Source organism: Micromonospora sp. NPDC057141, assembly GCF_042670805.1.
Classification (GTDB): domain Bacteria; phylum Actinomycetota; class Actinomycetes; order Mycobacteriales; family Micromonosporaceae; genus Micromonospora.
The window spans coordinates 1-15,143 of sequence record NZ_JBHUVA010000060.1 but is presented as its reverse complement, the minus strand read 5'-3'; the positions used below and the strand labels follow the sequence as shown (position 1 = coordinate 15,143).

At 73.0% G+C, this 15,143-nt stretch carries 13 protein-coding genes and 1 riboswitch; of the genes, 7 read left to right on the top strand and 6 right to left on the bottom strand.

What is annotated here, in order from left to right; genetic code table 11:
* Positions 1 to 70: 70 nt before the first annotated feature.
* Positions 71 to 1,393: a polysaccharide pyruvyl transferase family protein gene (locus tag ACFT41_RS24125; RefSeq protein WP_377588381.1), complete on the bottom strand. Its 1,323-nt coding sequence runs from the start codon at positions 1,391 to 1,393 to the stop codon at positions 71 to 73.
* A gap of 198 nt (positions 1,394 to 1,591) precedes the next feature.
* On the opposite strand from ACFT41_RS24125, the gene ACFT41_RS24120 reads away from it, so the two are divergent.
* The 4 genes from ACFT41_RS24120 to ACFT41_RS24105 all read left to right on the top strand — a co-directional run bounded on the left by ACFT41_RS24120 (position 1,592) and on the right by ACFT41_RS24105 (position 5,765).
* Positions 1,592 to 2,749: an acyltransferase family protein gene (locus ACFT41_RS24120; protein ID WP_377588364.1), complete on the top strand. Its 1,158-nt coding sequence runs from the start codon at positions 1,592 to 1,594 to the stop codon at positions 2,747 to 2,749.
* A gap of 87 nt (positions 2,750 to 2,836) precedes the next feature.
* Positions 2,837 to 3,193: a hypothetical protein gene (locus ACFT41_RS24115; RefSeq protein ID WP_377588363.1), complete on the top strand. Its 357-nt coding sequence runs from the start codon at positions 2,837 to 2,839 to the stop codon at positions 3,191 to 3,193.
* 161 nt (positions 3,194 to 3,354) lie between these two features.
* On the top strand, positions 3,355 to 4,128 hold the full coding sequence (locus ACFT41_RS24110; protein WP_377614000.1) for a hypothetical protein: 774 nt from the start codon (positions 3,355 to 3,357) through the stop codon (positions 4,126 to 4,128).
* A gap of 401 nt (positions 4,129 to 4,529) precedes the next feature.
* Positions 4,530 to 4,672: riboswitch (cyclic di-AMP (ydaO/yuaA leader) on the top strand.
* Positions 4,673 to 4,904: 232 nt separating this feature from the next.
* Positions 4,905 to 5,765 (top strand): C39 family peptidase, encoded by an 861-nt coding sequence (locus ACFT41_RS24105; RefSeq protein WP_377589775.1) that lies wholly within the window; start codon positions 4,905 to 4,907, stop codon positions 5,763 to 5,765.
* Positions 5,766 to 5,972: 207 nt separating this feature from the next.
* Here ACFT41_RS24105 and ACFT41_RS24100 read toward each other — a convergent pair whose 3' ends face one another.
* The 4 genes from ACFT41_RS24100 to ACFT41_RS24085 all read right to left on the bottom strand — a co-directional run bounded on the left by ACFT41_RS24100 (position 5,973) and on the right by ACFT41_RS24085 (position 11,066).
* A complete protein-coding gene (locus ACFT41_RS24100; RefSeq protein ID WP_377589774.1) occupies positions 5,973 to 7,673 on the bottom strand; it encodes a CDP-glycerol glycerophosphotransferase family protein in 1,701 nt (566 codons plus the stop codon).
* Positions 7,674 to 7,715: 42 nt separating this feature from the next.
* Positions 7,716 to 9,215, bottom strand: coding sequence for an SDR family NAD(P)-dependent oxidoreductase (locus ACFT41_RS24095; RefSeq protein WP_377589773.1), 1,500 nt, complete (start codon positions 9,213 to 9,215; stop codon positions 7,716 to 7,718).
* 143 nt (positions 9,216 to 9,358) lie between these two features.
* Positions 9,359 to 10,177 (bottom strand): ABC transporter ATP-binding protein, encoded by an 819-nt coding sequence (locus tag ACFT41_RS24090; RefSeq protein ID WP_377589772.1) that lies wholly within the window; start codon positions 10,175 to 10,177, stop codon positions 9,359 to 9,361.
* Positions 10,170 to 11,066, bottom strand: a complete 897-nt coding sequence (locus ACFT41_RS24085; RefSeq protein ID WP_377589771.1) for an ABC transporter permease — start codon at positions 11,064 to 11,066, stop codon at positions 10,170 to 10,172. The genes ACFT41_RS24090 and ACFT41_RS24085 overlap by 8 nt, the downstream gene beginning before the upstream one ends.
* Before the next feature lie 224 nt (positions 11,067 to 11,290).
* Here ACFT41_RS24085 and ACFT41_RS24080 point away from each other — a divergent pair, with 224 nt between their 5' ends.
* Positions 11,291 to 11,926: a TetR/AcrR family transcriptional regulator gene (locus ACFT41_RS24080; RefSeq protein ID WP_377589770.1), complete on the top strand. Its 636-nt coding sequence runs from the start codon at positions 11,291 to 11,293 to the stop codon at positions 11,924 to 11,926.
* A gap of 49 nt (positions 11,927 to 11,975) precedes the next feature.
* Here the strand turns inward: ACFT41_RS24080 and lhgO are convergent, their stop codons facing one another.
* The gene (gene lhgO, locus ACFT41_RS24075; protein ID WP_377589769.1) at positions 11,976 to 13,172 is read right to left on the bottom strand and encodes an L-2-hydroxyglutarate oxidase; all 1,197 of its coding nucleotides are present in this window, start codon (positions 13,170 to 13,172) and stop codon (positions 11,976 to 11,978) included.
* 129 nt (positions 13,173 to 13,301) lie between these two features.
* On the opposite strand from lhgO, the gene ACFT41_RS24070 reads away from it, so the two are divergent.
* Entirely contained in the window at positions 13,302 to 14,444 is a 1,143-nt protein-coding gene (locus ACFT41_RS24070; protein WP_377589768.1) for a DegT/DnrJ/EryC1/StrS family aminotransferase, read from the top strand.
* Between the two features lie 27 nt (positions 14,445 to 14,471).
* Positions 14,472 to 15,143: NAD-dependent epimerase/dehydratase family protein (locus ACFT41_RS24065; protein WP_377613999.1), on the top strand; the 672-nt coding region annotated here is incomplete at its 3' end.

Here is a 15,143-nt window from a genome sequence, read left to right as displayed (position 1 = left end):
CGGATGGACGGCCCCGGAACCTGACGTATCCGCCGGGGGTGGGCTCGCTGAACAGACCCCCTACGGAGGGTTAACGCTTGAGCATCCGCTTCACCCGGCCGCCGGCCGCCCGCACCCGGGCCCGCAGCCGGTGCGACTCGAACCCCGCGACGGTCTCCTTCAGCGCCTGGTTGCGGTCGTGCAGCCACTGGATGCGGGCGATCAGCTCGGCCGGGTCGGTGGCCGACTGCGCGCGTACCGCCGGGGGGAAGGTCGTCTCGGCGACCTGGCGGTCGAACCGGGCGGCGCTGTCGCCGTCGGCGAAGGAGACCCCGAGGTCGTGCTTGGCCAGGAATGCCGTCATCGTCGCGTACCGCGCCTTGTGCCCGTCGTTGAGTGCGGTGTAGTCGGCCTCGTCGTAGAGCTCGATGGCGTCCACGTCCGGCGGGACGTCCTTCATCAGCCGGTGCGGGATGTCGAAGTACCGGGCCAGCTCCAGCGTCCGCGAGTCGTGCGCGAAGAGGTACCCCGGCGTCCCCGCCACCAGCGCGGTGATGGTGCCGTGGATGCGGGTGCCGAAGTTGAAGTCGAACCGGGACAGGTAGTCCATCCACGTCCACGGGTCGACGAACATCCGCACCTTGTCCTCGGTGAACAGCGGGTGGGAGGTGTGGACCGGGATGGCCGCCTTCTTGCCCCGGTCCTCCGGTGCGTCGCCGTAGATCAGGGTGCCCAGCGTCTTCAGGTCCTGCGGCAGGTAGCGCAGGTTCGGGTACCGCCGGTGGTGCGAGGAGATCACCTTCGCCATCGACTTCACGTACGGGGAGATGGTCAGCGCCACCCGGTCCTCGACGGTGAGCGTGCACTTGCGCTTGTCGACCCGCAGGCTGTCGCCGTGCAGGAACATCGACGGGCAGCCGATCACGTCGACGGCGGAGAAGCCCAGGGTCCGCAGGTACCCCTCGGTGATCTCGCCCCGCACCCCGATGGTGTGCGACCGGTCCAGCACGGCCGAGACGAACGCCTTCACCGCGTCGTCGATCGGCCGCAGGTACTCCCGGTCGCCGTCGACGTTGGTCTGCGCGCCGACCCCGAGCACCACCACCGGGATCTTCAGCCGCTCGATCAGTTGGGTCATGGCGACCAGCCGGTGGGCGTAGCTGCGCCGGAACGCGTTCGCCAGCGGCACCACGAACACGTCGTACCGCTCGTTGATCTCGTCGGCCTCGCGCGGGTTGACCCGGAACTCCGAGGAGGTGATCTCGGCCGTCGACGTCCGCAGCAGCTTGTGCGCCGCGTGACTGAACACGAGGTTGCCGGCGTTCTCACCGATCCAGTTACGCTCGAACGTCTCCTCCGGCGAGTAGACGTCGAACGGACCCTTCTTGGCCCGCAGCAGGATCCGCTGGTGCATCGGTGTTTCCCCCTCGTCGTGGCCGAGACCGCGATAGTAGGCCATCGCACACTCGCCGCCGCCGGGCGCGTCACGTGGCGGCCGACGGCGGGCGGCGCGTCCGGCCGCACCGGGTAGGGTGCCGGCGGGCGGCACCGAGCGGCCCGCCGCCACCCGGGCGGCGGCGCCGGGCCCGGGGCGTCCGCGAGGAGGAGAGCGGTGCTGGTGACCCCCGCCGGCGGGCGGACCGCCGGCATGCCCAGCGCCCCGACCGTCGTACGCCCCGACGCGCCCGCCCGCCCGGCCAGCCGGCTGCCCTCGCTGACCGGGCTGCGTTGGGTCGCCGCCCTGCTCGTCTTCGGCTACCACGTCGGCACCATGCGGATCGTCGGCCAGCCCGAGGCCAAGGCCGTCGTCGACTGGCTGTTCACGCTCGGCCTGTCCGGCGTCGAGTTCTTCTTCGTCCTCAGCGGTTTCGTGCTGGTCTGGTCGGCCCGCGACGGGGACCGCCGGCGCGACTTCCTGCGCCGCCGGCTCGCCAAGATCTATCCGAATCACCTGCTGATGTGGGCGGTGGTGCTGGCGACCGGGGTGTGGGTCTTCGCCGACCCGGTCAACGTCCGCGCCGCGCTGGAGAACCTGTTCCTGGTCCAGGCGTGGGACCCGACGCCCGGCTACTTCTACAGCGTCAACTCGGTGAGCTGGTCGCTCTCCTGCGAGTTGTTCTTCTACGTCTGCCTGCCGTTCGCGCTGCCGCTGGTGCGCCGGGCGCGGGTCGGGGTGCTGTGGGCGGTGGTGGTGGCGGTGCCGCTGCTGATCGTGGCGCTCTGGCCGGGGCAGCGGCTGGTGCCGCAGGAGAGCACCTGGTGGTTCACCCAGGTCTTCCCGGTCGTGCGTTCCCTGGAGTTCTGGATGGGGGTGGCCGCCGCCGAGCTGCTGCGCCGGGGGCGCTGGCGTGGCCCCGGGCTCACCGCCGCCAGCGCCGTCTTCGTCGTCACCTGGGTGGTCGCCGCCCAGTGGATCCGCGCCGAGCTGTGGGCGGCGCTGCTCGCGGCGGCGTACCTGCTGGTCATCGTGGCCGCCGCCGACGCGGACGTGCGCGGCGCGCGGACGCCCTGGCGGTCCCGGCCGATGGTCTGGCTCGGCGAGGTCTCCTTCGCCTTCTACCTGGTGCACGTCTTCGTCATGGTCACCGTCCTGCGGCTGGCCGACCGGCTCGGCACGGGGCTGCCCGGCTGGTGGGGCCCACTGGTGGCGGTCGGCTTCCTGCTGGTGAACCTCGGTCTGGCCGCGCTGCTGCACCGCTGGGTGGAGACGCCGCTGACCCGCCGGCTCGGGCCGCCGCGCCGGCCCCGCACCCCGGCCGCCGCACCCTGAGCGCCGCCGGCAGTGCGCCACGCCGTGTCGAGGAGTGACACGCCAGCCGACCGTGCGCGGCGCGAGCGGTGGCGGTAGCGTGGACATGTGCTTCCCGTCGCGCTGACCTGTCCCCTGTGGTGGGTCGCGCGCTGGACGGCGCGGATGCTGGCGAGCCTCGCTGTCGTGGTCGCGTTCTCCCTCGGTGCCGCGTCGCTGCCGCTCGGCACGATGGTTCCCGGTGGTGCCGATCCTGGCCCGGTCGTCGCGGCCACCGCCGCCACGAAATCCACCGTCGCCGCAGAGTCCACCGTCGCCGCGGATGCCGCCGTTGTGTTGCGGCCGGCCGACGCGCCACCGCCAGCCGGGGCCGGGCACCCGTCGGTTACCGCGCCGGCCCCGCAGCGGGTGCCGACCGGGCATACCCCCGCCGCCGCCGGCCCCCGCGCGCCGCCGGTCGCCTGAGCCACCCGGTCGCCTGAGCCACCCGGCGGGCCGCGCCCGCCACCACCGTCGCCGACGAGGTTTCACCGCCGCACCCGTCCGCCGGGCCCGGTACGCCGCACGCGTCCCGCCCGGCGGCGGTGCGGATCCCTTTCCGCCTCCACTCCTGTGAGGTGCCGACCATGGACATCGTTCTCTACCAGATCCTGACCGAGGTGCCGGTGGCCGCCGCCATCTGGTCCGTGCTGCTCGTGCTGGCGCTCACCGTGCTCACCGTGCTGGTCGCCCGCCCGGAGCGGGACCGCCCGCCCGCCACCGAGCCCCCGACCGGCCCCGCCGCGCCGCCCGCCCCGGAGGCCGCCGACCAGCGCCGGTACGCCGAGGAGGTGGCGGTGGCCGCCGCCGGGGCCGCGCAGAACGCCCGCCGCCGGCGGGCTGCGTGGACGGCCGTCCAGGACGCCGCCGAGCGGGCCTGGCAGGCGTACGACGAGGCGGAGACCGCCGCCCGGCGCTTCCGTGACGCTGGCGCCCTGCCGACGCCGCGCACCCCGCGCACGCCCGCCGAGTACGCGGCCCGGGAGCGCTGGCTGCACCATGCGGCCACGGCAGCCCACCTGCGGGGGGAGTTGTCCATCGGCCAGCTCTGCGACGTCTTCGCCCGCCGGGGCGGCTGGGACCCCCGGCTGCACCCGGTGGAACAGGAGGTCGTCCTGGCCCGGGCGGTCCGGGACGGCAGGCTGGCCCGCTACCGGGCCGCCGCCGAGCGCGAGCGGGCCGCGTGGGGCGACGCCGAACTGGCCGCCGAGGCCGCCCGGGCGCTGGCCGCCGAGGCGTACGCCGCCGCCGAACGTGTCCGACCCACGGAGGTGCCGGCCCCCCGCGCGGCGGCAGCCGGCCGCGCCGTCCCGGCCGCCCGCTGGCGCCCGGCCCGCTGGCGCCCGGCCCGGATCGGCTGAGCCTCCACCGCCCCGCCCCCCCCGCCCCCCGCCCGCCCCCGCCTCGCCCCGGTGATCAAGAAGTTTGCGTCATGATGGAGATCAACTCTGACGTTTTCCTCTTGATCACCGGGGCGGGGGTGTGGTCGGCCGTGAGCCGGGTCACGACCGTCGGGAATCGGGCAACCGGTCCAGACGGTCCGATCGGCTGTCGCAATTCACCGACGATCGTGACCGGTTGTCCCGTTACGGTCCGCTGACGTCGTCTGAGCCGAGCCTCCCATTGAGACACGTCAGCTCCGAATGGCCCGTAAACGAGTTCGCACTGGGGCGTTTAAGCAGGTGGCGAGGGGTTGGCAGGGCTGCGGTCGGCCAGTAGTGTCGGCCCGTCCGGTGCGGTACCCGATCGCAAGAGGCGACGCCGCGCCGACCCGCTCAATCGTGATCATCACGAACCGGGGACCCATTGCACGTCCGGGGTGAATCTGCGGGCCACGGCCTGCGGTAGGGCGATCTTCCCGCCCGAATCCGTCAGCTAACCCGGTAGGCGGTGTCGGAAGGAGTTCCATCCTCGTGCAGCACGACCCCACCCCCCGGGTTGTTCCTCCACCACGGAGCCCGGTGCCCGCGTCCGCCGCCGCCGAACAGGCGCACTGACCGTCGCACCCTTGCGTACGCCCGCCTGAGTGGGCGCCCCCAGAAAGCGGACCCCACCGGCCGCGGACCTGCTCCGCGCCGCCGTGCGCCGCCGTGCGCCCGGATGCCTCCGCTTCCGCCCCCGTCCCGTGGAGGAACACATGAACGATCAACTCAAGCGGCACCTGCGGCGACTCGCCACGGAACGTCCGTACCAGGTCGTCGCCGGCTCCGCTGCGGCGCTCCTGCTGGCCTCCGGCACCGGCGCGCTGCTCGCCGCCGCCGACGCCCCCGCCCCGCAGCGGACCACCAGCGCCGCCGTCGCCGAGGTCGTGCCCCGCCTCGATGGCGCGGCCAGCCGCGGCCAGGCACGGATCGCCGTGCCGCCCTCTGCCGGTGCACCAACCAGCGCCTCGCCGTCGCCGAGCGCCACCTCGGCCGCCCCGAACCCCGACCTGACCGCCACGGCGACGCCGAAGAAGACCACGGCGAAGCCGGCGGCCCCGAAGCCGCCGTCGGCCAAGGTCCTCGACTACGACTACGAGGCACAGACCACCTACTACTACTGTGGCCCGGCGGCGGTGCGCAACGCGCTCTCCGCCACCGGCGTCGAGGGCACCCAGGACGACCTAGCCGCCCGCCTCGGCACCACCGAGATGGGCACCAACTCGGCCTACGACACCACCCGGGTGCTCAACGACATGGTCAAGGGCGACCCGTACCGGACCCGGCTGATCCCCGGCGGCGCCGCCACCCCGGCGGAGACGGACCAGCTCCAGGCCGACGTCGTGAAGGCGATCAGCGCCGGGCGCGGCGTCGTGGTGAACATCGCCGGCGACGCCACCGACGTCGACGGCGGCTGGCACTCCTTTCCCGGCGGCCACTACATCGCCGTCGTCGGCTACCGCGACTCCGGGCGCGCCGTGCGCATCGCCGACTCGGCGGACCCGGCCGTCCCGGCGTACTGGATCAGCACCGCCGCGCTGGCCCACTGGGCCGCGACCCGCGGTTACTCGGCCTGACACCACCCTCCCCCACCGGCCCCGGCTCTCCCGAGAGAGCCGGGGCCGGTCCCGGCTCGCGGTCCGGTGAGACCGCAGGCGGATCACTCCCGGATGGCGGACGGCGTGCTGGCTCTGGGGTTACGGGCGCCCGCCTGCCCTGCTCCGGCGCGGAGTTCCCCGTGTTCGCCCGCCGGCACAACCTGCTGTGGCCGACGGGCGGGACGCTCAGGCGGTGGGGGAGTGGGCCACGGCGTCGGCGGCGCGCGGGGCCGGCGGGTGCCAGCCCGGCTCCAGCTCCCGGCGGGCCGCCGCCAGGAACGCCTCGGCGTACGACTCGGCCGGGAAGTCGCCCAGGTAGTGGGCCCGGGTGCCCCAGCGGGCGGCCCCCTTGGGGTCGGTGTCCAGCAGCAGGGCGAGCACCTCGTCGAGGTTGCCCGCGTCGCGCCGCAGCACGTACCCCGGGCCGGCCAGCGGGAACCGCTCGACGAAGCGGTCGCCGTCGCCGACCATGTCCGTCACCGCGTACGGCTTGCCGGAGTAGAGGTAGTCGGAGATGACCCCGGAGACGTCCGAGACCAGCGCGTCGGAGCGGTTCACGCAGTCGACCAGGGACAGTTCCCGGCTGGCCGCCGCGCCGAAGACGTGCTGCCGCCCGGTGCGGGCCCGGTCCGCCGCCAGCAGCTCCGTGAGCCGGGCGAGCTGCCGCGCCGACGCCGGGTTCTGTCCGGTGTACGGGTGGGCGCGCAGGATCACCGTCGCGCCCCGGGCCAGCAGCCCCCGCACGATCGTCTCGCCCACCGGCAGCGAGCAGTAGTTCGCATCGGCGTGGTGCCCCGTCCAGGTCGGGGTGTAGAGCACCGTCGGGTTCGCCAGACCGGGGGTCGGCGTGCGGCGTACCTCGATCGACTCGACCTGCGGGCGGCCGACCACGACGAACTTTTCCGCCGGGATGTCCACCCCGGCGCGGGCGTACCGGTCGATCGCGGCCCGGCCCGCCACGAAGTTGCGGTCGAACAGCGCCGTGACCGGGTTGGCGCTCGGGGCCTTGTCGCTGTCGCCGTGGTGGATCTGCACGTGGGTGAGCTGCGCGAACCGGATGCAGTGGCTGTTCTTCGCCCCGTGGTTGACGTAGAACGCCACCTTCAGGCTCGGCACCAGCGCCTCGTCCATCGCCTTCAGCGTCGGGCAGTAGACCACCGGCGCGGTGGTGGCCGCGGCGAGCGGGGCGAGGAACTCCGGCTCCCGCACCATCACGAAGAACGGCCGGCCGATCCGCTCCAGGTAGGGCAGCCACATGGTGACCTGGTATTCCGACCCGGGCGGGGCGGAGAAGTGCAGCAGGAACTCCGGCCGGTGCGCGCGCAGCGCCCGGGCCACCGCCGAGCCGCCCGCCCCGGGCCGCAACCGCCGCTTGGCCAGGTCCACCGTGACCGCCCCGGCCCCCGCCCCGACGGCGAGGGCCACCAGCAGCGCCACCCCGGCCGGCAGCACCAGGGCGGCGGCCAGCGCCACCACGGCGAGCAGCACCAGCAGGGCGTCGCCCAGCCGGCCCGCGACCAGCGGGGTCCACGACCGCACGGGCAGGTTCACCGCCCGGATCTCCAGGTCGCCGGCCTGCCGCAGTGGCCCCACCAGCAGCACCAGCCCCAGCAGCACCAGGGCCGTCGCCGTCAGTGCCGGGTCGAAGCCGGCGTCGAGCCGCCGGGCGTACCCGACGAGGATGGCCGCGGCGAGCAGCACCGCCTCGGCGGTGCTGTCGGCGGCCGGGCGGACCCGCCGCTCCCAGCCGGCGGCGGCCAGGGCCGCCACCGCGAGCGCCAGGCCCCAGCCCGTCGCCCCGGTCAGGGCGAGCACGAGGAACGCCAACACCGCCAGGCCGGTGGCCGCCACCCGGGCGGTCAGCTTCCTGACCAGGTCACCACGCATGTCGCTTCGCTTCCTTCGCCCGTCGCGGTGGCCGTCGACGCCTCAGCCGGCCGCAGCCGGGGCGGACGCGCGGCTGGCCTGGGCGGGCACGCTCGCGGCGGGTGCCTCGCCGGGCGCCCGGCGCACGTCGATGACCTGCCCGGTCAGCTCGGAGATCAGCACGTCCAGCGACGACTGGGCGACGGTCTCGGCGGCCAGCAGGGTGTGCTCCGGTTCCTCGCCGAACGCCTTGGTGCGCATCGGGGTGGCGGTGCGCTCCGGGTTGATGCAGTTGACCCGTACGCCCAACTCGGCCCACTCGTCGGAGAGCGCCTGGGTGAGGTTGACCAGGGCGGCCTTGGTGGCCGAGTAGAGCGCGTAGCGGGCCCGGCCCCGGGTGTACGAGCTGGAGGTGTAGAGCAGCAACTGGCCCTTGGTCTGCTGCAGGTACGGCAGTGACTGCCGGGCGATGGTGACCGGGCCGACGAAGTTGACGTGCAGGACCCGGTCCATGGTCTCCTGGTCCATCTCGGCCAGCTCGCCCTTCTCCAGGATGCCGGCGGTGACCACCACGTGGTCGATCCGCCCGGTGGCCTCGAAGGCGGTCTTCAGCGCGATCTCGACGTCCTCGGCGCGCTCGACGTGCGTGCCGGTGGTGGAGCGGCTGAACGGGAAGACCTGCGCGCCGTGGCGGCGGGCCAGCTCGGTCAGCTCGTGGCCGATGCCGTAGCTGCCCCCGAACACGACGATCGTGCGGCCGGTCAGCTCCTCGGTGTAGCCCCGGTCGGTGAGCCGCGGGGCCTGCGCGGCGGCGAGCTGGAACAGCTTGTCCGCCAGGTGCACGTCGACGGGGTGGGTGACCTTGATGTTCTCGTCCGAGCCGTCGATCACCTTGATCGGGGTGCCGGGCAGGTAGCGCAGCACGACGCCGCAGTCGTCGGTGGCGGCGAAGTCGGGGTCGCCGGCGGCGATCCGGTACGCCTGGCGGATCGTGCCGGACCGGAACGCCTGCGGGGTCTGCCCCCGGCGCAGCGTGGACCGGACGGGAATGTCGGTGATGCAGTCGTCGGAGTCGACCTGGATGATCGTGTCGGCCGAGGGGATCGCCACGTCGACCGCCGAGTACGTCCAGAGCGCGTTGACACACTCCCGGACGATCCGGCCGCTGAGCAGCGGGCGCACCGCGTCGTGGAAGAGGATGTTGACGTCGCCCTCGCCGACCGCGTCCAGCGCGATGCGGGTGGTGGCGTTGCGCGTGTCACCGCCGGCGATGACCTTGCTGACCTTGCGGAAGCCGGCCTTGTCGACGATCTGCTGGGCGTCGGGGACGTGGCCGTCGGCCATCAGCACGATGATCTCGTCGATCTCGGGGGCCGCCTCGAAGACCGCCAGGGTGTGCTCGATGATCGGCTTGCCGGCGATCTTCAGCAGCTGCTTCGGGATGCCGAGGCCGAGCCGGGTCCCGGTGCCGCCCGCGAGCACCACCGCCACCGTCCGCGAGGGCCGCCACGGCGCCGGGGTCTCCGGTGTGGCGTCCGGGCCAGTGGTGTGGTCCTGCGTCATTGCCGATCCTCACTCTCACGGTTGGCGAACAGGGGGTGACGGCCGCATGGCGGCCGGGTGAACCATAACGCAACCACCGCGCCGCCCCCCAGGGACGACGCGGTGGGAAGACACCCGCACGACACCGTACGGACGCCGCAACCTTACTTCTTGTTGGAGAAGTCCTCGTACGCGCGTAGCACCTCGTCGGTCGGGCCGTCCATCCGCAGCACGCCCGATTCCAGCCAGATCGTCCGTTCGCAGGTGTCCCGCACCGAGGAGAGCTGGTGGCTGACCAGGAACACCGTGCCCGCGCCCTCCCGCAGCTCCCGGACCCGCTGCTCGCTGCGCTTGCGGAAGCCCTTGTCGCCGGTGGCCAGGGCCTCGTCGATCAGCAGCACGTCGTGCTTCTTCGCCGCCGCGATGGAGAAGCGCAGCCGGGCGGCCATGCCGGAGGAGTACGTCCGCATCGGCAGCGAGGCGAAGTCGCCGCGCTCGTTGATCCCGGAGAACTCGATGATCTCCGGGGCGAGTCGCGCCACGTCGGCCGGCTGCATGCCCATGGCGAGGCAGCCGAGGGTGACGTTTCGCTCACCGGGCAGGTCGTTGAGCAGGGCGGCGTTGACGCCGAGCAGCGACGGCTGCCCCTGGGTGTAGACCGCGCCCCGGTTGACCGGCAGCAGGCCGGCGATGGCCCGCAGCAGGGTGGACTTGCCGGAGCCGTTGCTGCCGATGAGCCCGATCGCCTCGCCCCGGTACGCGGTGAAGCTGACCCCCTTGACCGCGTGCACCTCCCGGATGTTCGGCGCCGAGGTGCGGGACACGATCCGCTTGAGCGCGGCCACCGGGCTGGTGCCGGCGGCGGCGCCCTTGTGCACCCGGTAGATCACGTGCGCGTCGTCGACCACCACGGTCGGGATGCGCTCGACGATCCTCGGTAGCGTCACGGTGACGTCGTTGGACGCCTCGATGTGGTCAGCCACGGCCGTACTCCTGTTCGCCCCGCCAGAAGTAGATGAACCCACCCACGCCCATCACGACCGCCCAGCCCACCGCGTACGACCACGCCTGGGGCATGGAGGTGTTGAGCAGCGGCGCCCCCTCCAGCAGCGCGTGCCGGGCCAGCTCGATGAAGACCAGCATCGGGTTCGCCTCGACGATCCGCGTCGCCCAGCCCGGCAGGTTCTCCTCGAACAGCGCGACGTTGTAGAGGACTCCGGAGCCGTACATCCAGGTGCGCAGCAGGAACGGCATCACCTGCTTGAGGTCGGCGACCTTCGAGCCCATCCGGGCCACCGCCATGGTGAGCCCGGCGTTGAACAGCGCCTGCAGCAGCACGATCGGGACGAGCAGCAGCCACTCGACGGTGAGCGGCTCGCCGGTGACCAGCACGATGCCCACGAGCACGACCAGTGAGGCCATCAGCTGCTGGAACTGGGTGAGCATGGCGGCCAGCGGCAGGCAGGCCCGGGGGAAGTGCAGCGCCCGGATCAGCCCCAGGTTGCCGGTGATCGACTGGGTGCCGTTCTGCGCGGCCGTCTGGGTGAAGTTGAAGATGAACAGCCCGGTGGTGAGGTACGCGATGAAGTTCGGGATGCTCTTCTGCTCCAGCACCAGGCCGAAGATCAGGTAGTAGACCGCCGCGTTCGTCAGCGGGGTGAGCACCTGCCAGAGCTGCCCGAGCCGGGCGTTGCTGAACGAGGCGACCAGCTTGGCGTTCGAGTACGCGGCGATGAAGTGCCGGTACGCCCACAGGCGGCGGGTGTATTCCGCCAGGGACGGCCGCTCGCCGGCGACCCGCAGCCCGTACCGGGCGGCCAGTTGCGCCTGGGTCAGGCCGGCGTCGGGGTCGGCCAGCGCGGTGTTGGCCATGGAATGGGCGCTCCGATCTTGTCGTGCCAGCGGGGTGCGTCTGTTGTACCAACGGGGTGGGTGCGACGTCGGGTTCGCCGGTGGCCGGTGCGTGGAGCGCCGCCTCGTCGCTGCGTGGAAGGTAGTCCATAACTACGTCGGGACGCAACCGTACCGTCGTTGCGGTACATTGTCCCACGTGACAGCCGAGGAGGGTCTGCCGTGACGCCCGAGAAGAGTCTGCCGTGACCACCGAGAAGAGGCGCGCGCCGGCCGGCGCGGCGGTGCTGCGGGGCGAGATCACCACGGCCATCCGGCGCGCGCTGATGCAGGAGTTGGCCGCCGTCGGCTACGGCCGGCTCTCCATCGAGGCCGTCGCCCGCCGGGCCGGGGTCAGCAAGACCGCGATCTACCGGCGGTGGAGCTCCAAGCTGGAACTGGTCGTCGAAGTCGTCGGCGCCGCCGCCGGCAGCAAGCTGCCAAGCCTGGACACCGGCAGCCTGCGCGGCGACCTCGGCCTGCTGCTGCGGGTGGTCGCGCACGCCCTGAGCCACCCCCTGGCCGCGCAGATCGTGCCCGACCTGCTGGCCGAGGCGGCCCGCAACCCCGAGATCGACGAGACCCTCCAGGCGGTGCTGCGGGCCCAGCAGCAGGAGGTCGGCGGGTCGCTCGTCGCCCGCGCCGTCGCCCGCGGCGAGCTGCCCGCCGACACCGAACCCGCCGCCGCCGTGGACCTGATCGTCGGGCCGCTGTACTGGCGGCTGGCGATCACCCGCGCGATGCCGACCGAGGCGTACCTCGACGCGCTGGTGGAGGCCGTGGCGACCGGCCTCGGCGCGGCCGGAACCGTGCCGAGGCAGCGCGACGCCGCCCCCGCCTGAGCCGATCCGCCCGCTGCCCGCGCGAAGCTGGCCGTCCCGGCTGACTGCCTCAGCGGGCGGTGTCCAGCGGCAGCCGGGACACGATGTGCCGGGCGATCTCCAGCGAGCTGGTCGCGGCGGGGGAGGGCGCGTTGAGCACGTGCACCTGCCGGTGCGCCTCGACGATCAGGAAGTCGTCGACCAGGCCCCCGTCGGGCAGGATCGCCTGCGCCCGCACCCCCGCGCCGGCCCGGACGATGTCGGCCGGCGTCAGCTCCGGCACCAGCCGGGCCAGGCTCGCCGCGAACCGGCTCCTCGACAGCGACCGGGCCACCTCGGTCAGCCCGTACCGGTAGTGCCGCCGGCCCAGCGCCCACAGCCCCCGGTACGTCAGCTCGTCCCACACGTCGCGCGGGCTGAACCGCCCCCACGAGTAGCCCTCCCGCGCGGTGGCCAGCACCGCGTTCGGGCCGGCGTGCACGCTGCCGTCGATCATCTTCGTCAGGTGCACCCCGAGGAACGGGAACTGCGGGTCCGGCACCGGGTAGATCAGCCCCCGCACCAGGTCGCGCCGCTGCGGGGTCAGCTCGTAGTACTCGCCCCGGAACGGGACGATCCGCACCGGCGTCGCCACCCCCGCGAGCCGGGAGATCCGGTCGGCGTGCAGCCCCGCGCAGTTGATCAGCACGTCCGCGACCACCTCGCCGGCGGTGGTGGTGACGACCACACCCTCCGGCCGGTCGGCCACCCCCGTCACCTCGGCGCGGGTGCGCAGGTCCGCCCCGGCTGCGGCGAGCAGCTCCGCCAGCTTGCCGCAGACCACGCCGTAGTCGACGATGCCGGTCGAGGCGACGTGCAGCGCGGCGACGGCCGACACGTGCGGCTCGTATTCGGCTGCCTCGGCCGCCCCGATCAGCCGCACCGGCAGGCCGTTGGCGGCGGCCCGCTCGTGCAGCGCGCGCAGCCGGGGCACCTCCGCCGGGTCGGTGGCGACGATCAGCTTGCCGCAGACCTCGTACGGCAGCCCGTGCGCCGCGCAGAACTCGACCATCGATGCGCTGCCGGCCTTGCACAGGGTTGCCTTGAGGCTGCCGGGCCGGTAGTAGACCCCGGCGTGGATCACCCCGGAGTTGTGCCCGGTCTGGTGCGCCGCCCAGCCGGCCTCCTTCTCCAGCACGGTGACGGAGTCGCCCGGCCGGTCGGTCACCAGCCGGTGGGCGACCGCCAGGCCGACGATGCCGCCGCCGACGACCACGAACCTCGTCATCTCGTTCTCCCCTGCCCGTCGCCGCCTCCGCCAGGCGACCACCGATGGTAACCAGCGCCCGGCGTGCCCGATTCGTGGCGGCCGGTCGGGGGTGCCTACACTCACCGGGTCCGTCTTCTAGGGAGCCTCATGTCAGACGACGTCATCGCGCTCGGCCAGCCCACCGTCGGTGAGGCGGAGCTCGCGGCGATCGCCGAGGTCTTCGCGTCCGGCTGGCTGGCCGGCGCCGGGCCCACCTGCCGCCGCTTCGAGGAGCGGTTCGCCGCCGCCACCGGCACCCGACACGCGCTGGCCACCGCCAACTGCGGCTCCGCCCTGCACCTGGCGCTGCTCACCCTGGGGGTCCAACCCGGCGACGAGGTCGTCGTCGGCGACTACACGTTCCCGGCCACCGGCCACGCGGTGATGTGGACGGGCGCGAAGCCGGTCTTCGCCGACGTGCGGCCCGACATCTGGACCGTGGACCCGGCCGCCGTCGAGGCCGCCATCACCCCCCGCACCGTCGGCATGATCGCCGTCGACGCGTTCGGCCAGCCGGCCGACTACGACGAGCTGCGGGCCATCGCCGACCGGCACGGGCTGTTCCTGGTCGAGGACGCGGCGTGCGCGGCGGGCGCCACCTACAAGGGCCGCCCCGCCGGCAGCCTGGCCGACGTGGCGACCTTCAGCTTCCACGGCCGCAAGGGCATCACGGCCGGCGAGGGTGGGGCCTACGTCACCGACCGTGACGACCTCGCCGCGCACGCCCGCAAGCTGCACACGTACGGGGTGGAGGGCGCGCTGACCCGGGCCGAGCTGTCCAACCTGCCGATTCCGGCCTTCACCGAGCTGGGCTACAACTACCGGCTCTCCGACGTGGCGGCGGCCATCATGACCGCCCAGCTCGACCGGCTGCCGGACCTGCTCGCCGCCAAGCGGCGCACCGCCGCCCGCTACGGCGAGCTGCTCAAGGACCACGAGCTGATCGCCGCGCCCCACGAGGCACCGGACCGCGAGCACCCCTGGCAGTCGTACGTGGTGACCCTCGACCCCTCGATCGACCGCGGCGCGGTCGCCCTCGGGTTGCGCCGGCGCGGTGTGCAGTGCACCTTCGGCACGTACGCCTCGCACGTGCAGCCGCTGTACGGCCAGACGGCGCCGTGTCCGGTCTCGGCGGACCTGTTCGCCCGGCACCTGGCCGTCCCGATGCACGCCAACCTCACCGACGCCCAGGTCGAGACCGTCGTCGCCACCCTGGTCGACGTCGTCGCCAGCGCAGCCATCGGCCGCTGATCTCCTTCAGGAAGGACATCGCACGACATGTCGAAGCAGACCGTCTTCATCACCGGAGGTGCGGGCTTCATCGGCCTGCACGTGGTGCCGCTGCTGTTGGACAAGGGCTACCGGGTCCGCATCTTCGACAACATGTTCCGCGGTGACCGGGACCAGGTCGCCAGGCTGGCGGCCACCGGTGACGTCGAACTCGTCGACCAGGACGTGCGCTACGGCGGCGCGGTGCATGCGGCCATGAAGGGTTGCGACCTCGTCGTCCACCTCGCGGCGGTATCCATCAACAAGAGCCAGGCCGACCCGTACGAGTCGATCGACATCAACATGGTCGGCAACCACAACGTCTTCGCGGCGGCAGCCGACCACGGCGTGAAGCGGCTCGTGTTCGCCTCCTCCGCCTCGGTGTACGGCGACCCGAAGAAGCTGCCGATGCACGAGGACGACCGGCTCGACCCGCTCACCCCGTACTGCATCTCGAAGCGGGCCGGCGAGGACCTGCTCGCCTTCTACCAGCGCAGCAAGGGCCTCAACTGGATCGCCCTGCGCTTCTTCAACGTGTACGGTCCCGGCCAGAAGCCGACCGCGTACTACACCTCCGTGATCAACCACTTCGTCAAGCGGTTGAAGACCGGCCAGCCGCCGGTCATCGACGGCCGGGGCGAGCAGTCGATGGACTTCATCCACGTCCACGACATCGCCCGC

What these genes read in the sequence shown, in the direction of transcription:
- ACFT41_RS24110 (WP_377614000.1), top strand. Translation starts at nt 3,355, where the DNA reads ATGGACATCGTTCTCTACCAGATCCTGACCGAGGTGCCGGTGGCCGCC.
- ACFT41_RS24085 (WP_377589771.1), bottom strand. Translation starts at nt 11,066, where the DNA reads ATGGCCAACACCGCGCTGGCCGACCCCGACGCCGGCCTGACCCAGGCG.
- ACFT41_RS24070 (WP_377589768.1), top strand. Translation starts at nt 13,302, where the DNA reads ATGTCAGACGACGTCATCGCGCTCGGCCAGCCCACCGTCGGTGAGGCG.
- ACFT41_RS24100 (WP_377589774.1), bottom strand. Translation starts at nt 7,673, where the DNA reads ATGCGTGGTGACCTGGTCAGGAAGCTGACCGCCCGGGTGGCGGCCACC.
- lhgO (WP_377589769.1), bottom strand. Translation starts at nt 13,172, where the DNA reads ATGACGAGGTTCGTGGTCGTCGGCGGCGGCATCGTCGGCCTGGCGGTC.
- ACFT41_RS24125 (WP_377588381.1), bottom strand. Translation starts at nt 1,393, where the DNA reads ATGCACCAGCGGATCCTGCTGCGGGCCAAGAAGGGTCCGTTCGACGTC.
- ACFT41_RS24105 (WP_377589775.1), top strand. Translation starts at nt 4,905, where the DNA reads ATGAACGATCAACTCAAGCGGCACCTGCGGCGACTCGCCACGGAACGT.
- ACFT41_RS24095 (WP_377589773.1), bottom strand. Translation starts at nt 9,215, where the DNA reads ATGACGCAGGACCACACCACTGGCCCGGACGCCACACCGGAGACCCCG.